Raw genomic sequence first — 20,677 nt, 5'->3', positions numbered from 1 at the left:
AAACAGTGGAAAAACAACTGTTTGCAGCGTCTTTATGCCGCGTTAAAGCAGCTTGCCAGGAATGTTTTCCACAATTACCGGACACAAGCTTGGTGCAGGCGCAAAGCGCCAGTCGGCGCTCGGTGAAATCAGAAAGGCGGTCAGGCGGCCCCCTTCGCTGGCAAGCCAGCGCCTACAGGGGAGGACGGGATGGGGTGGGCATAACAATGCCCCGGCGGCGCGGGCCGGCGGGGCATGCTTTATCCACAGAGCGGACGGTCAGTGGCCGCCCAGGTAAGCGTTGCGCACCTCCTCGTTGACCAGCAGTTCCTTGCCGGTGCCGCTCAGGCGGATCTCGCCGTTGACCATCACGTAGGCGCGGTCCGAGAGCTTCAGCGCGTGGTTGGCGTTCTGCTCCACCAGGAAGATGGTCATGCCGGTGGCCGCCAACTCCCTCAAGGTGGCGAAGATCTGCTTCACCACGATGGGCGCCAGGCCCAGGCTCGGCTCATCCAGCAGCAGCAACTTGGGCCGGCTCATCAATGCCCGGGCAATGGCCAGCATCTGCTGCTCGCCGCCAGACATGGTCATGGCCCGCTGGGTACGCCGCTCCTTGAGGCGGGGAAACAGCTCGAACATGCGCTGCATGTCCTCATTGGCGTACTTGTCGCCAATCGGGATGGTGCCCATCAGCAGGTTTTCCTCCACGGTCATGTCGGGGAACACCCGACGCCCTTCCGGGGACTGGGCGATACCGTTGGAGGCGATGTAGTGGGACGACTTGTGGATGATGTCCACACCGCGATAGAGAATCTGCCCGGACTCCGCCCGGGGCTGGCCGAAGATCGACATCAGCAGGGTCGACTTGCCGGCACCGTTGGAGCCGATCAGGCTCACGGTTTCCCCTTCGTTGATGTGCAGCGAGACTTTCTTCAGGGCCTGGATCGGGCCGTAGTACACGTCCAGGTCCTTGAGTTCGAGGATAGGTTGAGTCATGCCAGTTCCTCTTCGTCGGCACCCAGGTAGGCGGCAATCACTTTCGGATCATTGCGGATCGCCTCCGGGCCGCCCTCGGCGATCACGTTGCCGTGGTCGAGCACCACGATGTGGTCGGAAATACTCATCACCATGCCCATGTCGTGTTCGATCAGTACCACGGTCAGGTCGTGCTCGTCGCGCAGCAGCCGGATCATTGCGCTCAGCGCCTCGGTTTCCTGGGGGTTGAGGCCGGCGGCCGGCTCGTCGAGGCAGATGATCTGCGGCCGGGTGCACATGGCCCGGGCGATCTCCAGGCGCCGCTGCTGGCCGTAGGACAACTCGCCGGCCAGGCGGTTGGCGCAGTCCACCAGGTCCACCACCTCCAGCCAGTAGAAGGCATGGTCCAGGGCGGCGCTTTCCGCCTTGCGGTAGCCCTTGGTGTTGAGGATGCCCGCCAGCAGGTTGCGGTTGACCCACATGTGCTGGGCCACCAGCAGGTTTTCCACCACGGACATTTCCTTGAACAGGCGAATGTTCTGGAAGGTCCGCGCCAGGCCGGCGCGGTTCACCAGGTGGGTGCCGCCGAACATCTTGTAGTACAGGCGGCTGGCGAAGCTTTTCGGCGAGACGAAGTCGGTGGCGCGAAAGGGCTCGCCCAGGAGCTTGATGACGTTGGTCTGCCGGCCCCGGGTATTGAGCTCGATGCGCCCGCCGGAGGCCTTGTAGAAGCCGGTCAGGCAGTTGAACACCGTGGTCTTGCCGGCGCCGTTGGGGCCGATCAGGGCGAAGATCGAGTTGCGCTTGACCTTCAGGCTGACGTCGCTGAGGGCCTTGATGCCACCGAAGTGCATCATCAGGTTTTCGACCGAAAGAATGTATTCGCTCATGGCGCGTTCCCCTCAGTCAGAGCACCTTTGCGTGGAGTGACGCCAGTACGGCTGATGCGGATCAGCCCTCGCGGTCGCCAGATCATCATCAACACCATGAGAATGCCGAACAGCAGCACCCGGTACTCGGAGAAGCTGCGCAGCAACTCCGGCGCCACAGTCAGCACGAAGGCCGCGATCACCACGCCCACCGTCGAGCCCATGCCCCCCAGCACCACGATGGCCAGGATCAGCGCCGATTCGAAGAAGGTGAACGACGACGGGTTGACGAAGCCCTGGTAGCTGGCGAAGAACACCCCGGCCAGGCCGGCGGTGGAAGCACCGATGGTGAAGGCCGAGAGTTTGACCAGCACATGGTTCAGGCCCATGGCGCGGCAGGCGATCTCGTCTTCACGCAGGGCTTCCCAGGCCCGCCCCACGGGCATGCGGGTCAGCCGGTGCTTGATGTAGAGCACCAGCAGGACCACCAGGAACAGCACGATGTAGATGAACAGGAATTTCAGGTTGGGGTTGTATTCCAGGCCGAAGAACTCATGAAACGGCACCCCGCCGTCCTTGGCCTTGCGGCCGAACTCCAGGCCCAGGAAAGTCGGCGACGGCACCGGCATGCCGTTGGGGCCACCGGTGAAGGACAACCAGTTATTGAGCACCAGGCGGATGATCTCGCCGAAGCCCAGGGTCACGATGGCCAGGTAGTCGCCGTGCATCCTCAGCACCGGGAAGCCCAATATGCACCCCGCCAGGGCCGCGGCAATCGCCGCCAGGGGCAGCACGGTCCAGAAGCCCAGGCCCAGGTACTGGTAGCCCAGGGCCAGGCCGTAGGCGCCGATGGCGTAGAACGCCACGTAACCCAGGTCCAGCAGGCCCGCCAGCCCCACCACGATGTTCAGCCCCAGGCCCAGCAGTACGTAGATCAACCCGAGAATGACCACGGTCAGCAGGTACTTGTTGGCGAAGAACGGAAACACGATGGCAATCACGATCAGGGCCGGGATGATCCAGCGCAGCCGCGACTTGTAGTCCGGCGCCAGCACATGCACGCCGGAGCCGGTGCTTTCAAAGCCCTGGAGTATCTTCAGGCCCTTGGGGGTTTGCAGGAACAGGCTCAGGGCCAGCCGGCCGGCCATGACAATGGCTACCAGCCAGGCCACGCGAGTCGGCTGCAGGTTGAAACTGTAGCCATCGAGCACCACACCCACGATGGGGCCAAACACGATCAGCGAGATCAGCCCGGCCAGCACGGCGTCGATGACGCTCTTTTTGATATCAATCGGTTTATTGGCAGCAGACATACTTACACCTTCGCCACGAGTGGGCGACCCAGCAGGCCTTGGGGACGGAAGATCAGGATCAGCACCAGCAGCGAGAAACTGAACACGTCTTTGTAGTCGGAGTTGATCAAACCGGAGAACAGCGACTCGGAGATGCCGAGGATGATCCCGCCGAGCATCGCCCCAGGCAGCGAGCCGATGCCGCCGAGTACCGCCGCGGTGAACGCCTTGATGCCGATGACGAAGCCGGCATAGAAGTCGAACGTGCCGTAGTTCATGGTGATCAGCACCCCGGCCAGGGCCGCCATGGCCGCGCCGATGACGAACACGTAGGAGATCACCCGGTCGGTGTTGATGCCGAGGATCGAGGCCATCTTGCGGTCTTGCTGGGTGGCCCGGCACATACGCCCGAGCTTGGTGTACTTGATGATGTAGGTGAGCAGTGCCATGCCGGCGAACGCCGCCACCAGGATGAAGATCTTGGTGTAGGTGAGCTGCACGAAGCCTGTGCCGATATCGACTTTCCAGGCCCCGGCCAGCAGGGTCGGAACCCCTTGCTGCTTGGCACCCTGGCTGATCTGCGCGTAGTTCTGCAAGATCAGCGAAATGCCGATGGCGCTGATCAGCGGCGCCAGGCGGGTGGAGTTGCGCAGGGGTTTGTAGGCCACGCGCTCGATGACCCAGCCATAGATCCCTGTCACCACGACGGTGAAGATCAGCGTGCCGAGAATGAGTAGCGGGAAGGATTCAATGCCGAAATAGGCCAGCAGAGCCAGACTGATTGCCGCGAGGTAGGCGGAAATCATGTAAACCTCGCCGTGGGCGAAGTTGATCATGCCGATGATGCCATAGACCATTGTGTAGCCGATGGCGATCAGACCGTAGACGGACCCGAGGGTCAGCCCATTGATCAGTTGCTGCAGGAAAATACCATCCATAACGCAATCTCACGGACTTGAGAGACTGCACAGGCCGTCGACGCCGGACAGGGATCACCCGTCTGCGCAACACGTCCGTTGTGCAGCTCTACGAGAAAAGGCAAGTACTGCACGAGCAGGGACCGGTACCAGGGGGTGGTACCGGCCCGTTCGGACTCATGTCACTTCTGTTTTTCCAGCTGGTGGTACTTGCCGTCCTTGTCCCACTGATAGACCACGTAGTCGGAAACCTTGAGGTCACCCTTGGCGTCCCAGGACTTCTCGCCCATCACGGTTTTCACCGGATTGGCCTTGAGCCATTTGGCCGCATCTTCGCCCTTGTTGGACTTGGCGCCGCCGAAGCCGGCCGCCAGGGCCTGGATCGAGGCATAAGCGTACAGGGTATAGCCCTCTGGCTCGGTGCCGGCCTTGCGGAAGGCATCCACCACGGCCTTGCTGTCTGGCAACAGGCGCGGGTCGGCGCCGAAGGTCATGTACACGCCGTCAACGTATTGCGGGCCACCGGCGGTGGTCACCAATTCGTCGGTAACGATGCCGTCGTCGGACATGAACTTGACGTCCTTCAGGCCCTGCTCGCGCAGTTGGCGTACCAGCGGACCGGCTTCCGGATGCAGGCCGCCGAAGTACACCACGTCGGCGCCGGCGGCGCGGATCTTGGTCACCACGGCGCTGAAGTCTTTCTCGCCACGGGTCAGGCCCTCGTACAGCACCGGGGTCACGCCGCGCTTGGTCAACTGTGCCTTGGTGGCATCCGCCAGGCCCTGGCCGTAGGTGTCCTTGTCGTGCAGCACCACGACTTTCTTGCCCTTGAGCACATCGATGATGTAGTCACCGGCGACGATGCCCTGCTGGTCGTCACGCCCGCACATGCGGAACATCGCGGAGAGGCCACGCTCGGTGACCTGGGGGTTGGTGGAGCCCGGGGTGATGGCAATCACACCGGCGTCGCTGTACACCTCGGAAGCCGGAATGGTCGACGAGGAGCAGAAGTGCCCGACCACGCCGGCCACCTTGTCCTGGTCCACCAGGCGGTTGGCCACTGCCACCGCCTGCTTGGGTTCACAGGCGTCATCGCCCTTGACCAGGACGATCTTCTCGCCGTTGACCCCGCCCTTGGCGTTGATCTCGTCAGCCGCTGCCTGTGCACCCTTCATGTACTGCTCGCCAAATGCCGCGTTGGCGCCTGTCATGGGACCCGCTACACCGATCTTCAGGTCGGCTTGAGCAAACGCAGAAACACCCAGCGCAGTTGCCACTGCGAGGGCCAGAAAGCCTTTCTTGTAAAACGTCTGGGACATGAGGTGGTGCTCCAAGGTTTTTTTAGTTGGCACTGCGACTTCACTAAGGTTGCTCAGAGCAAGCGCCGTGCCAGTGGTTTTTTATTCTGAAAAAAGTCGCTGTCTTATTGTTATTTCGACTGTTTCGAGCCCTTTTTTATTGGGCGTGCAACCGTCTAAACCGCGGAAGGTAAAACCCTGCTTTTTAATGGGCGCAACCCATGCGTGCCATCATTGCAACCGCGACACAATTCAACGTGCAACCCTGCTGTAACAGCTCGCGTCACCGAACTGCACACTGCTGGTGCGAGACTGCTACGAGCCGCACCATTACAGGCTAGTCGCTGCATCGAAAAGCGTCGTCGGCCGCCCACTATTTCCTTGTTCAGATCACAATTCGCAGGCACTGGCCCGCGTGGTAGAGGGAGAAGCCGGCTTCGTACAGGCAACTGCGCAAGCCCACGCCGGCCAGGGGCTGCATGGCTGCGAAGGGGATCGGCAGGGCCTGGGGGTCGCCGTTGCACAGGTAGTCGGCGAAGGCCTTGCCCACCACGGTTCCGGTGGTCACGCCCCGGCCGTTGTAACCGGTGACAGCCACCAGGCCCGGGGCCGGCTCGAACAGGCGCATCAGGTGGTCGGGGGTGAAGGCGATGCAGCCGGTCCAGGTGCATTCCCACTCCACCGGCTTGAGGTACGGGAAGTAATGCTGCTGTACGCGGTCGGCCCAGGCCTTGAGGAACCACAAGGGCTTCTGGCTGCCATTGCCCAGGCTGCCCAGCAACAGGCGGCCCTCGGCATCCCGGCGGATGCTGCTGAGCACCTGTCGGGTATCCCAGGAGCCCTGGCCCCCGGGCAGGATCTGCCGGGCCGCTTCTTCGGTCAGGGGCGCGGAAGCCACCTGGTAGTAGTAGCCGGGGAAGAAGTTGCGCCGCAGCTCGGTCCAGTCGCCTTCGGTGTAGGCGTTGGAGGCGATCACCACCTGCTCGGCCAGCACCGAGCCCTGCTCGGTCTGCACCGACCAGCGCTGGCCCTGGCGCTCCAGGCGGGTGACCGGGGAATGGTCGAACAGACGCCCGCCCAATTCCGTCGCCGCCCTGGCCAGGCCGCTGACGTAAGCCATGGGGTTGAGGGTTCCCGCCCGCCGGTCGAGCAGGGCCGCGGCAATCTTGCGAGTGCCGGTGGCCGCTTCGCACGCCGCGCCGGTCAGCAACTCCACGGGGGCCCCGCGACGTTTCCACTGTTCTTCACGGCTGCGCAGATCGGCCTCGCCCCGGGCGTTGTGGGCCATGTGCAAAGTGCCTTCGCGGCGCAGCTGGCAATCGATGTGGTACTTGTCCACCAGGCTGAACACCAATGACGGCGCCGCGCCGAGCATGCGGTTGAGCTGGCTGCCCACCTGCTCGCCGAAACCGGCCTCGATCTCGTCCGGCGGGATCCACATGCCGGCGTTCACCAGCCCGACGTTGCGCCCTGAACCGCCGTGCCCCGCGCGGTGGGCTTCGACCACACAGACCCGCTTGCCCTGCTCCAGCAAATGCACGGCGGCCGACAGCCCGGTGAAGCCGGCGCCGATGATGCACACATCCGCCGTCAGCTCGCCCTTGAGCGGCGCCCTGTCAGGCCGTTGCGGAGTGAGTGTTTCCCACAGACATTGTTCTTGTAGCGCCATTGCCAGACTCCGAAATCAACGAACCACAGACGCTGAAACGCACTTGCCGCTGTTCGCCAGCAAGCTGGCTCCTACAAACCTCCCCGTAGGAGCGAGCGTGCTCGCGAAAAGACTCAATCGAAGGTGATGCCCTGGGCCAGCGGCAGTTCCCGGGAGTAGTTGACGGTGTTGGTCTGGCGCCGCATGTAGCCGCGCCAGGCATCGGAGCCGGATTCGCGACCGCCGCCGGTTTCCTTCTCGCCGCCGAAGGCGCCGCCGATCTCTGCGCCGCTGGGGCCGATGTTGACGTTGGCGATGCCGCAGTCGCTGCCCACCGCCGACATGAACTGTTCGGCCTCACGCACGTCGGTGGTGAAGATGCAGGACGATAGGCCCTGAGGCACGGCGTTGTTCAGGCGCAGCGCTTCTTCGAAGTCGTCGTAGCCGATCACATAGAGGATCGGCGCGAAGGTTTCGCTGCACACCACCTCGCTCTGCTCGGGCATTTCGACGATGGCCGGCGACACGTAGTAGGCGTTGGGGAACTGGTCCTGCAACTGGCGCTGGCCGCCGAAGACCCGGCCGCCCTCGCTCAGGGCCTGCTCCAGGGCATCCTGCATGGCCTCGAAACTGTGCTTGTCGATCAGCGGGCCGATCAGGTTGCCTTCCAGCGGGTGGCCGATGCGCACCTTGGAATAGGCCGTCTTGAGGCGGCTGATGATTTCCTCTTTCACCGACTCGTGGGCAATCAGGCGACGCAGGGTGGTGCAACGCTGGCCGGCGGTACCCACGGCGCTGAACAGGATGGCGCGCACCGCCATGTCCAGGTCGGCGCTGGGGCCAAGGATCATGGCATTGTTGCCGCCCAGTTCGAGGATGCTGCGGGCAAAGCGTGCGGCCACTTTCGGCGCCACTTCGCGGCCCATGCGGGTGCTGCCGGTAGCGCTGATCAGGGCCACCCGCGGATCGTCCACCAGGGCGGCACCGGCATCACGGCCGCCGATGATCACCTGGCTCAGGTATTCGGGCGCATCCTGGAAGTTCTTCAACACGCGCTCCAGCAGCGCCTGGCAGGCCAGGGCGGTGAGCGGGGTCTTTTCCGAGGGTTTCCAGATCACCGGGTTGCCGCAGACCAGCGCCAGGGTGGTGTTCCAGGCCCAGACCGCTACCGGGAAGTTGAAGGCGCTGATCACCCCAACAACCCCCAGGGGATGCCAGGTTTCACGCATGTGGTGGCCCGGGCGCTCGGAGGCGATGGTCAGGCCGTAGAGCTGGCGCGACAGGCCGACGGCGAAGTCGCAGATGTCGATCATTTCCTGCACTTCCCCCAGGCCTTCCTGGGTGATCTTGCCGGCTTCCCAGGACACCAGCTCCCCCAGGTCGGCCTTGTACTCGCGCAGCACCTCGCCGAATTGCCGCACCAGCTCGCCGCGACGGGGTGCCGGCACCTTGCGCCACAGGGCGAATGCATGCTCTGCGCGACTGACCTGCTGCTCCACCTCGGCGGCGCCCTGCCAGTTCACCGCGGCGATCCGGCTGCCGTCGATGGGCGAGTGCACAGGCTGGGTGCCCGACTGGTACAGGGCCGGGTTGACACCCAGACGATCAAGCAATGCGGCAACCATGGGGTTACTCCTTACAGATGAAAGCGAAAGAACCAGGCCGCTGCGACGGCCATCAAGGCTAGTAGTTGTAGCTGGCCCGAGACTTGCCAACAAACGACCTTTAAGCGAGATATCATTCCGTTTATTCATGCTGAGCCGCTCGCTGGCACCCATAAGAACAAGGACCACCCATGCTCAACAAACGCTACTTGCCGTCGATCACCGCCCTGCAGTGCTTCGAGGCCGTGACCCGGCACCTGAGCTTCACCCGTGCGGCCGAAGAGCTCAACCTGACCCAGAGCGCGGTGAGCAAGCAAGTGGCGCAACTGGAAGAGCTGCTGCAACACCTGCTGTTTCGTCGGGTACGGCGGCGCCTGCAACTGACTCCGGCCGGCGACCTGTACCTGGTGGAGGTGCGCAAGATCCTCACCCAGGTGGAGATGTCTACCCATTACCTGCGTTCCTACGGCGGCGAGACCGAAGTCCTACGAGTCTCCACGCCCTACACTTTTGGCGCCCGCTGGCTGGTGCCGCGCCTCAAGGGCTGGCGACTGCGCCACCCGCACATCCACCTGGACCTGTGCAATGAGCAAGAGCCTGACGAACTGCTCCAGGGCCATGCCGACCTGGCCTTCTACTTTGGCCAGGGTTCACGCCCCGGCACCGAGAGCCTGAAGCTGTTCAGCGAAGAGCTGGTGGCGGTCTGCGCCCCTGACAGCCTGCCCGCCGAGCCCTTGACCGACCCCAGGCAACTCACTGAACTGGTGCTGTTGCAGAACGCTTCACGGCCCCAGGGCTGGCACGAATGGTTCGATCAACAGGGCTACCAGACCGAGCACAGCTACCACGGCCCACGCTTCGAAACCTTCTATATGTGCATCCGTGCGGCCCAGGTCGGCTGCGGGGTCGCCCTGCTGCCACGCTTTCTGGTGGAAGAAGAACTGGCTGAAGGCAAGCTGGTGATCGCCTGGGAATACGCCATGCCCAGCCAGGACGCCTATTACCTGGCCTACCCCGAACACTCGGCGGAAGTGCCCAAGGTCCGGGACTTCGTGCGCTGGATGCTCGAACACAACGACTCGCCCCTCCCGTAGGAGCCGGCTTGCCGGCGATGGGGCCCTTGAGCCCTGCTCAAGACTGAAGATCCGTTCGCTGGGAAGCCAGCTCCTACGACCGGAGAATGGCCCGCCACAAAAAACACTGGCAAAGCGCTGCGCGTCTATGCGCCACTAGCGCCTTCATTGAAAGAGCTGAATGCCGCACTTGTCCGTCGCGGCCAGCATGGAGATTCCCGTTATGAGCGAGAGTGTGTTTGCCGATCGCATCGTGCAGAACCTGCTCGACACCGACTTCTACAAACTGACCATGATGCAGGCGGTGCTGCACAACTACCCCAACGTCGAGGTGGAATGGGAGTTTCGTTGCCGTAACAGCGAGGACCTGCGGCCCTATCTGGCAGAGATCCGCTACCAGTTCGAGCGCCTGGCGGAACTGAGCCTGAGCGCCGACCAGTTGGGCTTTCTCGAACGGATCAGCTTCCTCAAGCCGGATTTCCTGCGCTTTCTCGGGCTGTTTCGCTTCAACCTGCGCTACGTGCATACCGGCATCGAGGACGGCGAGCTGTTTATCCGCCTGCGCGGCCCCTGGCTGCACGTGATCCTGTTCGAAGTGCCGATGCTGGCCATCATCAGCGAGGTGCGCAACCGCTACCGCTATCGCGAGATCCAGCTGGTCCAGGCCCGCGAGCAGCTGTACCGCAAGTTCGACTGGCTGACCGCCAACGCCAGCAGCGAAGAACTTTCCGAGCTGCAAGTGGCGGATTTCGGCACCCGCCGACGCTTTTCCTACCGGGTCCAGGAAGAAGTAGTGAACGTGCTCAAGCACGATTTCCCCGGACGTTTTGTCGGCACCAGCAACGTGCACCTGTCCCGGGAACTGAACATGAAACCCCTGGGCACCATGGCCCACGAATGGATCATGGCCCACCAGCAACTGGGGCCGCGGCTGATCGACAGCCAGATCGCCGCCCTCGACTGCTGGGTCCGCGAATACCGTGGCTTGCTGGGCATCGCCCTGACGGATTGCATCACCACCGATGCCTTCCTCGGCGATTTCGACCTGTTCTTCGCCAAGCTGTTCGACGGCCTGCGCCACGACTCCGGCGACCCGATCCTCTGGGCAGAAAAGGCCATCGCCCACTACCACAAGCTGGGCATCGATCCGATGAGCAAGACCCTGGTGTTCTCCGACAGCCTGAGCCTGCCGCGCGCCCTGGAAATATTCCGTGCGCTGCGGGGGCGGATCAATGTCAGCTTCGGCATCGGCACCAACCTGACCTGTGACATTCCCAGTGTCGAGCCGATGAGCATCGTGCTTAAAATGGCTGCCTGCAATGGCCAGCCCGTCGCCAAGATCTCCGATGAAGCGGGCAAGACCCATTGCAAGGATCCGAACTTCGTCGCTTACTTGCGCCACGTTTTCCAAGTACCTGCCCAACCTGGCAAGGAGTGAATCATGCAAGCCGTACAGCGTGAGATTGCGCAGCAGCTCAAGGTCCAAGCACCTTTTCCCGACCACGCCGCCCTTGAGGCAGAAATCGCCCGGCGCATCCGCTTCATCCAGGACTGCCTGGTCAATTCCGGGCTCAAATCCCTGGTGCTGGGCATCAGCGGCGGTGTCGACTCACTGACCGCCGGCCTGCTGGCCCAACGGGCGATGCGTGAATTACGCGAACGCAGCGGAGACGATGGCTACCGCTTCATTGCCGTGCGCCTGCCCTATGAGACCCAGTTCGACGAACACGATGCCCAGGCCTCGGTGGACTTCATCAACCCTGACGAACGCCACACCGTGAACATCGGCCCGGCGGTCAGGGCCCTGGCCAACGAAGTGGCGGCCTTCGAGGGGCAGCACGCGGTGTCCCGGGATTTCGTCCTCGGCAACACCAAGGCGCGGATGCGCATGGTGGCCCAGTACACCATCGCCGGCGCCGCCCATGGCCTGGTGATAGGTACCGACCACGCCGCCGAAGCGGTGATGGGTTTCTTTACCAAGTTCGGTGACGGCGCCTGCGACCTGGCGCCCCTGAGCGGCCTGGTGAAAAACCAGGTGCGCTCCATTGCCCGCTATTTCGGCGCGCCGGAGTCCCTGGTGGAAAAAGTCCCTACCGCTGACCTCGAAGACCTGTCGCCGGGCAAGCCGGACGAAGCGTCCCACGGCGTCACCTACGCCGAGATCGACGCCTTCCTGCATGGCCAGCCGGTACGTGAGGAAGCCTTCAAGATCATCTGCGACACCTACCGCAAGACCCATCACAAACGCGTCATGCCCTTCGCCCCATGACCCGCCTCGCTCTGTAGGTGCCGGCTTGCCGGCGAAAGGGCCGCTTGTGCTGCACAAGGCTCGAGGGCCTCTTCGCGGGCAAGCCCGCTCCTACGGATGCACACAAAAAAAGCGCCCCTGGGGGCGCTTTCTTGTTGCAGCCGGGCCTGATGCTTACTTCAGGACCACAGCGCCTTTCATCATCGAGTTGTGGCCCGGGAACGAGCAGAAGAACTGGTAGCTTTCGCCAGCGGTCAGCTTCGATACGTCGAAGGTCACCGAATCTTTCTCGCCGGCACCGATGATCTTGGTGTGGGCGATGACGCGGGTGTCGCCTTCCTTCAGGTAGCTCTTGTCGATGCCGGCGGCCATGCCGTCGGTGGCGATGCCAGCCATGTCTGCGGTCTTGCTCAGTACCCAGTTGTGGCCCATGACGTTCTTCGGCAGGCTGCCGGAGTGGGTCAGGTTCACGGTGAAGGTCTTGCAGCTCTTGTCGATGGTGATTTCCTTAGTGTTGAAGGACATCTGGTCGGTAGAGTCGACATCGACCTTGCATTCGGCGGCCATCAGTTGGCTGCTGGCCAGTGTCAACAGGGATACCGCAACGAGTTTGGCAAACATGGTGAATCTCCAAGGCAGGGTTAACAAAATCCATCTGAATCCATGGGACGGAAGACTGCCTGAATTTCTCGCAAGTTCCTATGATTTGCATCAAAAAATTGTATACAACTCTCTGCTATCGACCTGATCAAGACAATCAACCGGCCAGCGGCATGGCACGCTTCTAGAATCACGCCATCGTCCCTGATCGGAGTCACCCTCATGCCGTTGAACAGCCTGTTTCGCAGCTTGCTCGCCGCCTACGCCTGTGGCGCCAGCGGTACCCATGAAACCCCGCAACGGGAGGTTTAATACTTGGAGCGAGGCCGGCGAGCCTTTACTCTGAGGCCATCAATGACCTCGGAGTAAGGCATGTCGTTAACTTCTGTCTGTGTATTCTGTGGCGCCAGCACCGGCGCCAACCCTCTCTATCGTGAAGCCGCCCAGGCCCTGGGCCGGGCCATCGCCGAGCGCAAGCTGACCCTGGTGTATGGCGGCGGCGCGGTAGGGCTGATGGGCATCGTCGCCGACGCGGCCCTGGCGGCCGGGGGCGAAGTCATCGGGATCATTCCGCAAAGCCTGAAGGACAAGGAAATCGGCCATCGCGGCCTGACCCGCCTGGAAGTGGTGGACGGCATGCACGCCCGCAAGGCGCGCATGGCCGAGCTCAGCGATGCCTTCATCGCCCTGCCCGGCGGCCTGGGAACCCTGGAAGAACTGTTCGAAGTCTGGACCTGGGGCCAGTTGGGCTACCACCACAAGCCGCTCGGCCTGCTGGAAGTGAATGGCTTCTACGAAAAACTCAGCGGTTTTCTCGATCATATCGTCGGCGAAGGCTTCGTCCGTGCCCCGCACCGTGACATGCTGCAAATGAGCGAGTCGCCGGCCGGCCTGCTGGATGCGCTGGACGCCTGGCAACCGACGGTCCCGGACAAATGGGCCGAAGGCAAACCCAGTTAACCACCCGGCCCCGATAACAGGCAGAATACGCGCCGCTCAACCTCACCTTCGACCCCAGAGGATCGCCCATGGCCAAACCCAACTACTCCTTCGCCAAACGTCAACGTGACTTGGCCAAGGAACAGAAGAAAGAGGAAAAGCTGCAACGCAAGAAAGCCGCCGCTGAAGAAACCAGCGCACTGAACCCGGATGCAGAAGGTGAAGTGAGCGTCGACGACGCCGAGCCCGAGGCCCCCCAGGCCTGACCTGCCCCGTAGGAGCTGGCTGGCCAGCGAAAGCGCTCTCCAGCCCTACGCAATATCCGCAGGCCCCATCGCTGGCAAGCCGGCTCCTGCAAGGTCGGAGATGGCAGTGTCATGCCAGGGGCATGACGGTGACCCGAACATCCGGGTCATGGCTGCCCCCTCCCAGAATCACCCCACGCAACGGCGACACATCGGAAAAATCCCGGCCCCAGGCCAGGGTGATGTGCTCCAGCGCCGGCTGCACGTTGTTGGTCGGGTCGAAATCCACCCAGCCCAGCACCGGGCAAAACACTGAAACCCAGGCATGGGAAGCATCGGCGCCGATCAGCCGCGGCTGCCCCGGCGGTGGCTGGGTCAGCAGGTAGCCACTGACATAGCGCGCCGCCAGCCCTCGCGAGCGCAGGCAGGCCAGCATCAGGTGGGCGAAGTCCTGGCACACCCCGCGCCGACGTTCCAGCACCTCCACCAGCGGCGTCGCCACCTGGGTGGCTTCGGCGTCGAAAGTGAACTCACTGAAGATCTTCTCCATCAACGCCTGGGCGCCCTGCAACAGCGGCCGCCCCGGTACGAAGCAACTGGCGCAGAACTCGACAAAACTCTGCTTCAGATGCACATAAGGCGATTCGAAACGGTAGCGACAGGCTTCCAGCAACGCCTCGGACAAGGGCTGGCCACTGTAGGTCAGGGCGCCGCGGGCGGCATCCCAGGGCAGTGACGCGGCAAAATCCAGCGCCGGCCGCTCCAGCACCTCGACACTGAGCTGGGCATTGACCAGCAATTCGTCATGGGGCCGCTCGAAGGCCAGGCGGGTCAGCGGGTTGCCGAATACATCCTGCTCGTCACGACGGCTGGTAGGGTCGGGGCTGATCAGCAATTGCCGCTCGCTGCACAGTTGCCAGGCACAGGCCCGGGGCCACAGGTGCGCCAGTTGCTGGGCCAGGGACACCGGGCTGTCGTAGCGGTAGTGGGTGTCGTGGAACACCTGGTAGCGCGCGCTCATCAGACCGACACCGTTTGCTGGCTGACATCATCCACATGGGCGAAATGCCGCAGCGCCAGGCGGTCCGAAACCTGCCCGCTGACCTCGGCGATCTCCTGCAGCAGGTCCGCCAGGCCCTCCACTGCGGCGCGCACACTGGCCTCGCCGAACAGCGAGTTCTCCAGGCAGCCCAGGTCGAAATGCGCCAGGCGCTCCACCAGCCGCGGCAGCGCCAGCTCGCGGGGCACGCCGAAATCATCGTTGAGGCGCTTGAGGGTGCGGGTCACCAGCTTGAGCTGGAACAACACGGCGTGGGGGTTCTGTTCATCCAGCAGCAACAGGTCGAGGACCGGAATCAACTGCGCCACCGCCAGGTAGCGCGACCGGTAGGTGATGCTGCTGTTACCCAGCTCCAGCAGCCAGTCCAAGCCGGCCTGGTCGAAGGCCGCGGTGCCCCGCAGGAAGGCCGCGAGGCTGCTGCTGAGGAACTGCAGGCGCTCGATGCGCCGGCCAATCATCAGGAAGCGCCAGCCTTCGTCGCGGGTCATGTCGTCCAGGGCGAAGCCGGAGAGCGCCGCCAGGGACATCACCAGGCGGTTGAGAAAATCCAGCAGTTCGGCGAAATCCGGCTCCGGAGTGTCCAGCTCCTGGGCCTCGCGCTGCAGCTCCACCAGGGCCTGCCAGTTTTCCCGGGACAGCTTGCCGCGTACCTGGGAAGCCGCCCACTGCAAGCGTTGCAGGTTGGAGCGCAGGCTGAAGGACCAGTCCTCACCCAACAGGGCCGCCAGCAGGCGCTCGGGCAGCTCGCCCTCATCCGGCAGCAGCATCAGGCTTTCTCCCAGGTCCACCGCGGCCAGCAAGGCTTGCGGATCATCGCCATCGACATAGCGCGCCAGCATGATCCGCAGCAGCCGCGCACTGTCGTCACAGCGCTCGCAATAACGGCCGAACCAGAACAGGTTTTCCACCACCCGCGACGGCAGGTAGGGATCGCGGCGCACCAGGTCATACACGCCGATGGTGCGCTGGGCCTTCCACTGCTCGCCGCTGGGCGCCCGCTCCCCGAGCACCCAGGTGTCCTTGCTGGCGCCACCGCGCTGCATCGACACCACTTCGGCACCGGCCTGGGCAGCGACCCGGGTCAGGCCTCCGGGCAGCACCCGGTAGCCGTCCTCGCTGGCCACCGCATACACCCGCATGCCGATGGCACGGGGCTGCAACTGCCCGTTCTCGGCCTGCCAGACCGGCGCCTGGGACAGTTGCGGCAATTCCTGGGCGACATAGGCATAGGGCCGCGCCCGCATGCGCTCAGCCAATTGCCGGCGTTGCTCGGGGTCCAGGTCGCGGCCCAGCACCGGGGTGAAGCTCTGGGAAGCGAAGGCCGGCTTGACCAGCAGATCCGGGAGTTTTTCCAGGGCCTGCTGCAGCACCGGGGCCTCGCCGCACCACCAGGTAGCGATGGACGGCAGAAGCAGTTCCTCGCCCAGCAGAAACTGGCTGATCTTCGGCAGGAAGCCCAGCAGGCCGGGGGACTCCAGCACCCCGCTGCCCAGGGCGTTGGCCACCAGCACCCGGCCCTGGCGCACCGCGTCCAGCAGCCCGGGAACCCCCAGGGCCGAGTCGGTGCGCAACTCCAGCGGATCGCAGAAATCGTCGTCCAGGCGACGCATGATGGCGTGCACCCGGCGCAGGCCGCTGAGAGTCTTGAGGTACACCGTGGCATCACGCACGGTCAGGTCGCCGCCCTCCACCAGCGGGTAGCCAAGCTGTCGCGCCAGGTACAGGTGCTCGAAATAGCTCTCGTTGAACCGCCCTGGCGTCAGCAGCACCACCAGCGGCGCTTCGCTGTCCCGGGGTGCCTGGCGGGCCAGGGTTTCCTGCAGGGTGCGGAAGAACCCGGCCAGGTGCTGCACTTGCAGGTCGCGGTACAGGTCGGGGAACGCCCGGGACACGCTCATGCGGTTCTCCAGGGCATAGCCGGCCCCGGAGGGCGCCTGGGTACGGTCGGCGGTGACCCACCAGCGCCCGTCCGGGCTGCGTGCCAGGTCCACGGCATACAGGTGCAGGAAGGTCTGTTCCGGCGGGCGGATGCCCTGGCACGGCCAGAGGAAATTGTTGTGGCCGAACACCAGTTCCGCCGGCAACAGCCCTTCGCGGATCAACCGCTGCGGGCCATACAGGTCCGCCAGCACGGCATTGAGCAGGCGAGCGCGCTGGGCGATTCCGGTGGACAGCAACTGCCATTCATCCGCCGCGATCACATGGGGCAACAGGTCCAGTTCCCAGGGCCGGTCGGCGCCCTTGGGGTCGGCATAGACGTTGTAGGTGACGCCGTTCTCGTGGATCTGCCGGGTCAGCAGCGCCTGGCGCTGGGCCAGTTGACCGGGGCTGCTGCGCTGCAACTGTTCCAGCAGCCGCTGCCAGTGCGCCCGGACCTGGCCCTGGTCATCCAGCAACTCGTGGTAGGTACCCGCCGTCAGCGGGTAACGGTCTAGCAAGTCAGGCATGGAACACTCGGCAGACGGCAGGGAAAGTCAGATTAACGCACCGCCATGACGCCCGGATATGGCTATCTCACAGGCGTCGCAGGTGGATTAAAAACGTCGCAAATCCAGGGTCAGCGGCAGCTCGGCACTGATCACCACTGGCGGCACCTCCAGGCTTCCCGGGCTATGGCCCAGGCGGAAGAAGCGCGCCATGCGCCGGCTTTCCGCCTCGTTGGCATTCACCGGCAGGCTGTCGTAATTACGCCCGCCGGGGTGGGCCACATGGTATTGGCAGCCGCCCAGGGAGCGCTGCATCCAGGTATCGAGCAGGTCGAACACCAGCGGTGCATGCACCGGGATAGTGGGTTGCAGGCAATTGGCCGGCTGCCAGGCGCGGTAACGTACCCCGGCGACAAACTCGCCGACCCGCCCGGTGGGATGCAGGGGCAGCGCCACGCCATTGCAGGTCAGCACGTGGCGCTCGGGTACCAGGCCGCCGACCTTGACCTGCAGGCGCTCCAGGGAAGAGTCGACATAACGCACCGTGCCACCCGCCGCACCCTCCTCCCCCAGCACATGCCAGGGCTCCAGGGCCTGGCGCAGTTCCAGCTCGATGCCACTGACGGCGTAATCGCCGACCTTGGGAAAGCGGAACTCCAGATGCGCGGCAAACCATTCGGCCCGCAGCGGGTAGCCGGCGGCATTCAGCTCCACCAATACATCAGCGAAATCCTGTTCGATAAAGTGCGGCAACAGAAAACGATCGTGCAGTTCGGTGCCCCAGCGCGCCAACCGGGCCGGCGCGTAAGGCTCGCGCCAGAAGCGCGCCACCAGCGCCCGCAGCAGCAACTGCTGGGCCAGGCTCATGCGCGCATGGGGCGGCATTTCAAAGGCCCGCAGCTCCAGCAGGCCAAGGCGCCCGGTGGCGCCATCCGGCGAATACAGCTTGTCGATGCAGAACTCGGCGCGATGGGTGTTGCCGGTGACATCGATCAACAGGTTGCGCAGCAGGCGGTCCACCAACCAGGGCGCGCACTCCTGGCCGGGAGCCGGCATCTGCGCGAAGGCAATCTCCAGCTCGTACAGCGCGTCATTGCGTGCCTCGTCGACCCTCGGTGCCTGGGACGTGGGGCCGATGAACAACCCGGAAAACAGGTAGGACAGCGACGGGTGGTTGTGCCAGTAACTGATCAGGCTGCGCAGCAGGTCGGGGCGCCGCAGGAACGGCGAGTCGGCCGGGGTGGCTCCGCCAAGGACAAAATGGTTGCCGCCACCGGTGCCGGTGTGGCGCCCATCGATCATGAACTTCTCGCTGGTCAGGCGCGTCTGCCGGGCCTGCTCATAGAGAAACTCGGTGCGCTCCACCAACTCGTCCCAACTGACCGAGGGCTGCACGTTGACTTCAATCACCCCCGGGTCCGGGGTCACCCGGAAGTTGCACAAGCGAGGGTCCGCCGGCGGCTCGTAGCCCTCCAGCAAGACCGGGCAGCGCAGCTCCTCGGCCGTGGCCTCGATCACGCTGACCAGTTGCAGGTAATCCTCCAGACGCTCCAGGGGCGGCATGAACAGGTACAACCGCCCCTCGCGCGCCTCGGCGCAGAGCGCGGTACGGGTCAGCCAGTCGGCGGACTCGTCCACCTGGGGCACCCGCTCGTCCGCCACTGCCGGCTCATCAATCGCTGCCAGCTGAGCCGCGCCCGCCAGTTCGGGAAAATCCTGGTTCGGATCGGTGGCGTGAATGAACGGATACTCCGCCGCCGTCACCCAGGGCTGGGACGCCAGGGGCAAGCGATAGCCCAGGGGCGAATCACCCGGTACCAGCCGGCAATGGTTATCGCGCAGGTACCAGCGCCCGCTCTGCCACTGGTCGCCCTTGGCGGTACGGGCCAAGGGCAGGACCTGGCCGATGACCTTGTCCAGCCCCTGGCTGAAAACCTTGCGCAGGCGCTGCCGCTCCAGGGCATCCTCCAGCCGCGAATCCTCGGCGCTGACATTCAGCGGCAGGCTGCCTTCGCGCCACAGGTAGTAGAAATTGTCCTCGTAGGCGGGAAACACAAAACGCGCAGGCAGCTTCAGACGCTCGGCGACACTGGCCAGAAAACGTCCGGCCAACAGCGCATCGGCGGCGTAATCTTCATGCTCGTCGGCAATCAGCGCGTTGTTGCGCCACACCGGTACACCGTCACGACGCCAGTGGCAATTCAGCGACCAGCGCGGCAGTTGCTCTCCCGGGTACCACTTGCCCTGGCCGAAGTGCACCAGGCCCTGGGGCGCATAGTGCTGGCGCAGGCGCTGGAACAGCTCGCCGGCCAGGCGGCGCTTATTCGCCCCCAGGGCTGCCGTGTTCCACTCCGGGCCATCGGGATCGTCGATGGCGACGAAAGTCGGTTCGCCCCCCATGGTCAGGCGCACATCCGCCTCCAGCAGGTCGACATCGATCTGCCGGCCCAGGGCCTGGATCGCCAGCCATTGCTCGTCGGTGTAGGGCTTGGTCACCCGGGGCGCTTCCCAGATGCGCTCCACACTCATCTCATGGCTGAATTCACATTCGCAGGGCTCCACCAGCCCGGTGATGGGCGCCGCTGAAGAGGGGTCGGGGCTGCAGGCCAGGGGAATATGCCCTTCCCCGGCGAACAGCCCGGACGTGGCATCCAGGCCGATCCAGCCGGCGCCCGGCAGGTACACCTCGCACCAGGCATGCAGGTCGGTGAAGTCCACCTCGGTGCCGGAGGGGCCATCCAGGGATTTGACGTCCGCCGTCAGCTGGATCAGGTAGCCGGAGACAAAGCGCGCCGCCAACCCCAGGTTGCGCAGCAATTGCACCAGCAGCCAGGCCGAGTCCCGGCAGGAGCCGGAGGCGTTGAGCAGGGTCTGCTCCGGAGTCTGCACCCCGGGCTCCATGCGGATCAGGTAGGCGATGTCGGCACTCAACCGCTGGTTCAGGCCCACCAGGAAATCCACCGCCGGCAGCGGTGTACGCGAAATGGCGTCCAGGTAAGCCTGGAACCTCGGCGTCAGGGGCAGGGTTTCCAGGTAGGGCGCCAGCTCGCGCTGTTCATCGGCGGCATAAGCGAAGGGAATCTGCTCGGCGTAGGGCTCGAGGAAGAAATCGAACGGGTTGAACACCGCCATTTCCGCCAGCAGGTCGACTTCGATCCGCAGCTCGCTGGTTTTTTCCGGGAACACCAGACGCGCCAGGTAATTGCCCTGCGGGTCCTGCTGCCAATTGATGAAATGCTGCTCGGGCTGGACCTTCAGCGCATAGGAAAGAATTCGCGTGCGGCTGTGGGCCGCCGGGCGCAGGCGAACGATCTGCGGGCCCAGTTCGACGGCGCGGTCGTAGCGATAGTGCGTGACATGGTGCAATGCGACATGAATCGACACGGCGTGCCTCCTGCGAGCCTGAACGGTGGGAGAACCTGCGCAAGACTTATGCCAGCGCGCAAGTCCATGGGGTTGTTCAGCGACCCTGGGCAGTACAGCACCAAAACCGCGCAATCGATG

The 20,677-nt window shown here is 64.0% G+C and carries 16 protein-coding genes; 5 read left to right on the top strand and 11 right to left on the bottom strand.

Translation table 11 applies throughout. The features are described 5' to 3' along the window. Positions 1-258 precede the first annotated feature (258 nt). The 7 genes from AC07R1_RS24385 to amaB form a co-directional block, all read right to left on the bottom strand. The gene (locus AC07R1_RS24385; protein WP_495111010.1) at positions 259-975 is read right to left on the bottom strand and encodes an ABC transporter ATP-binding protein; all 717 of its coding nucleotides are present in this window, start codon (positions 973-975) and stop codon (positions 259-261) included. Further along, positions 972-1,844, bottom strand: a complete 873-nt coding sequence (locus AC07R1_RS24380) for an ATP-binding cassette domain-containing protein (RefSeq protein ID WP_011058969.1) — start codon at positions 1,842-1,844, stop codon at positions 972-974. The genes AC07R1_RS24385 and AC07R1_RS24380 overlap by 4 nt, the downstream gene beginning before the upstream one ends. Then, positions 1,841-3,136, bottom strand: coding sequence for a high-affinity branched-chain amino acid ABC transporter permease LivM (livM, locus tag AC07R1_RS24375; protein WP_011058968.1), 1,296 nt, complete (start codon positions 3,134-3,136; stop codon positions 1,841-1,843). The genes AC07R1_RS24380 and livM overlap by 4 nt, the downstream gene beginning before the upstream one ends. Before the next feature lie 2 nt (positions 3,137-3,138). After that, on the bottom strand, positions 3,139-4,053 hold the full coding sequence (locus AC07R1_RS24370) for an ABC transporter permease subunit (protein ID WP_011058967.1): 915 nt from the start codon (positions 4,051-4,053) through the stop codon (positions 3,139-3,141). A gap of 161 nt (positions 4,054-4,214) precedes the next feature. Then, on the bottom strand, positions 4,215-5,351 hold the full coding sequence (locus AC07R1_RS24365; protein ID WP_011058966.1) for a branched-chain amino acid ABC transporter substrate-binding protein: 1,137 nt from the start codon (positions 5,349-5,351) through the stop codon (positions 4,215-4,217). Between the two features lie 364 nt (positions 5,352-5,715). Continuing rightward, positions 5,716-6,999, bottom strand: a complete 1,284-nt coding sequence (amaA, locus tag AC07R1_RS24360; RefSeq protein ID WP_011058965.1) for an L-pipecolate oxidase — start codon at positions 6,997-6,999, stop codon at positions 5,716-5,718. 113 nt (positions 7,000-7,112) lie between these two features. Further along, positions 7,113-8,603, bottom strand: coding sequence for an L-piperidine-6-carboxylate dehydrogenase (gene amaB / locus AC07R1_RS24355; protein ID WP_495111009.1), 1,491 nt, complete (start codon positions 8,601-8,603; stop codon positions 7,113-7,115). 170 nt (positions 8,604-8,773) lie between these two features. Here amaB and AC07R1_RS24350 point away from each other — a divergent pair, with 170 nt between their 5' ends. The 3 genes from AC07R1_RS24350 (at position 8,774) to nadE (ending at position 11,924) form a co-directional block, all read left to right on the top strand. Continuing rightward, positions 8,774-9,676, top strand: coding sequence for a LysR family transcriptional regulator (locus tag AC07R1_RS24350; RefSeq protein WP_015633948.1), 903 nt, complete (start codon positions 8,774-8,776; stop codon positions 9,674-9,676). Positions 9,677-9,878: 202 nt separating this feature from the next. Next, a complete protein-coding gene (gene pncB / locus AC07R1_RS24345) occupies positions 9,879-11,093 on the top strand; it encodes a nicotinate phosphoribosyltransferase (RefSeq protein WP_495111008.1) in 1,215 nt (404 codons plus the stop codon). A 3-nt stretch (positions 11,094-11,096) separates the two neighbouring features. Beyond that, positions 11,097-11,924, top strand: a complete 828-nt coding sequence (gene nadE, locus AC07R1_RS24340) for an NAD(+) synthase (RefSeq protein ID WP_053148788.1) — start codon at positions 11,097-11,099, stop codon at positions 11,922-11,924. A 153-nt stretch (positions 11,925-12,077) separates the two neighbouring features. Here the strand turns inward: nadE and azu are convergent, their stop codons facing one another. Then, positions 12,078-12,524, bottom strand: a complete 447-nt coding sequence (gene azu / locus AC07R1_RS24335) for an azurin (RefSeq protein WP_011058960.1) — start codon at positions 12,522-12,524, stop codon at positions 12,078-12,080. Positions 12,525-12,875: 351 nt separating this feature from the next. On the opposite strand from azu, the gene AC07R1_RS24330 reads away from it, so the two are divergent. Continuing rightward, positions 12,876-13,463 (top strand): cytokinin riboside 5'-monophosphate phosphoribohydrolase, encoded by a 588-nt coding sequence (locus AC07R1_RS24330; protein WP_019096143.1) that lies wholly within the window; start codon positions 12,876-12,878, stop codon positions 13,461-13,463. A 68-nt stretch (positions 13,464-13,531) separates the two neighbouring features. Next, positions 13,532-13,708, top strand: a complete 177-nt coding sequence (locus AC07R1_RS24325) for a hypothetical protein (RefSeq protein ID WP_011058958.1) — start codon at positions 13,532-13,534, stop codon at positions 13,706-13,708. A 109-nt stretch (positions 13,709-13,817) separates the two neighbouring features. Here AC07R1_RS24325 and AC07R1_RS24320 read toward each other — a convergent pair whose 3' ends face one another. From AC07R1_RS24320 to AC07R1_RS24310, 3 genes are all read right to left on the bottom strand, one after another. Next, entirely contained in the window at positions 13,818-14,708 is an 891-nt protein-coding gene (locus AC07R1_RS24320) for a transglutaminase family protein (RefSeq protein WP_011058957.1), read from the bottom strand. Beyond that, on the bottom strand, positions 14,708-17,194 hold the full coding sequence (locus tag AC07R1_RS24315) for a circularly permuted type 2 ATP-grasp protein (RefSeq protein WP_368994091.1): 2,487 nt from the start codon (positions 17,192-17,194) through the stop codon (positions 14,708-14,710). The genes AC07R1_RS24320 and AC07R1_RS24315 overlap by 1 nt, the downstream gene beginning before the upstream one ends. A gap of 87 nt (positions 17,195-17,281) precedes the next feature. Next, the gene (locus tag AC07R1_RS24310) at positions 17,282-20,557 is read right to left on the bottom strand and encodes a transglutaminase family protein (RefSeq protein WP_495111007.1); all 3,276 of its coding nucleotides are present in this window, start codon (positions 20,555-20,557) and stop codon (positions 17,282-17,284) included. Positions 20,558-20,677: the final 120 nt, after the last annotated feature.

This window comes from Pseudomonas sp. GW821-FHT07F01, assembly GCF_059418825.1.
This window is presented reverse-complemented; position numbering and strand designations above follow the sequence as displayed.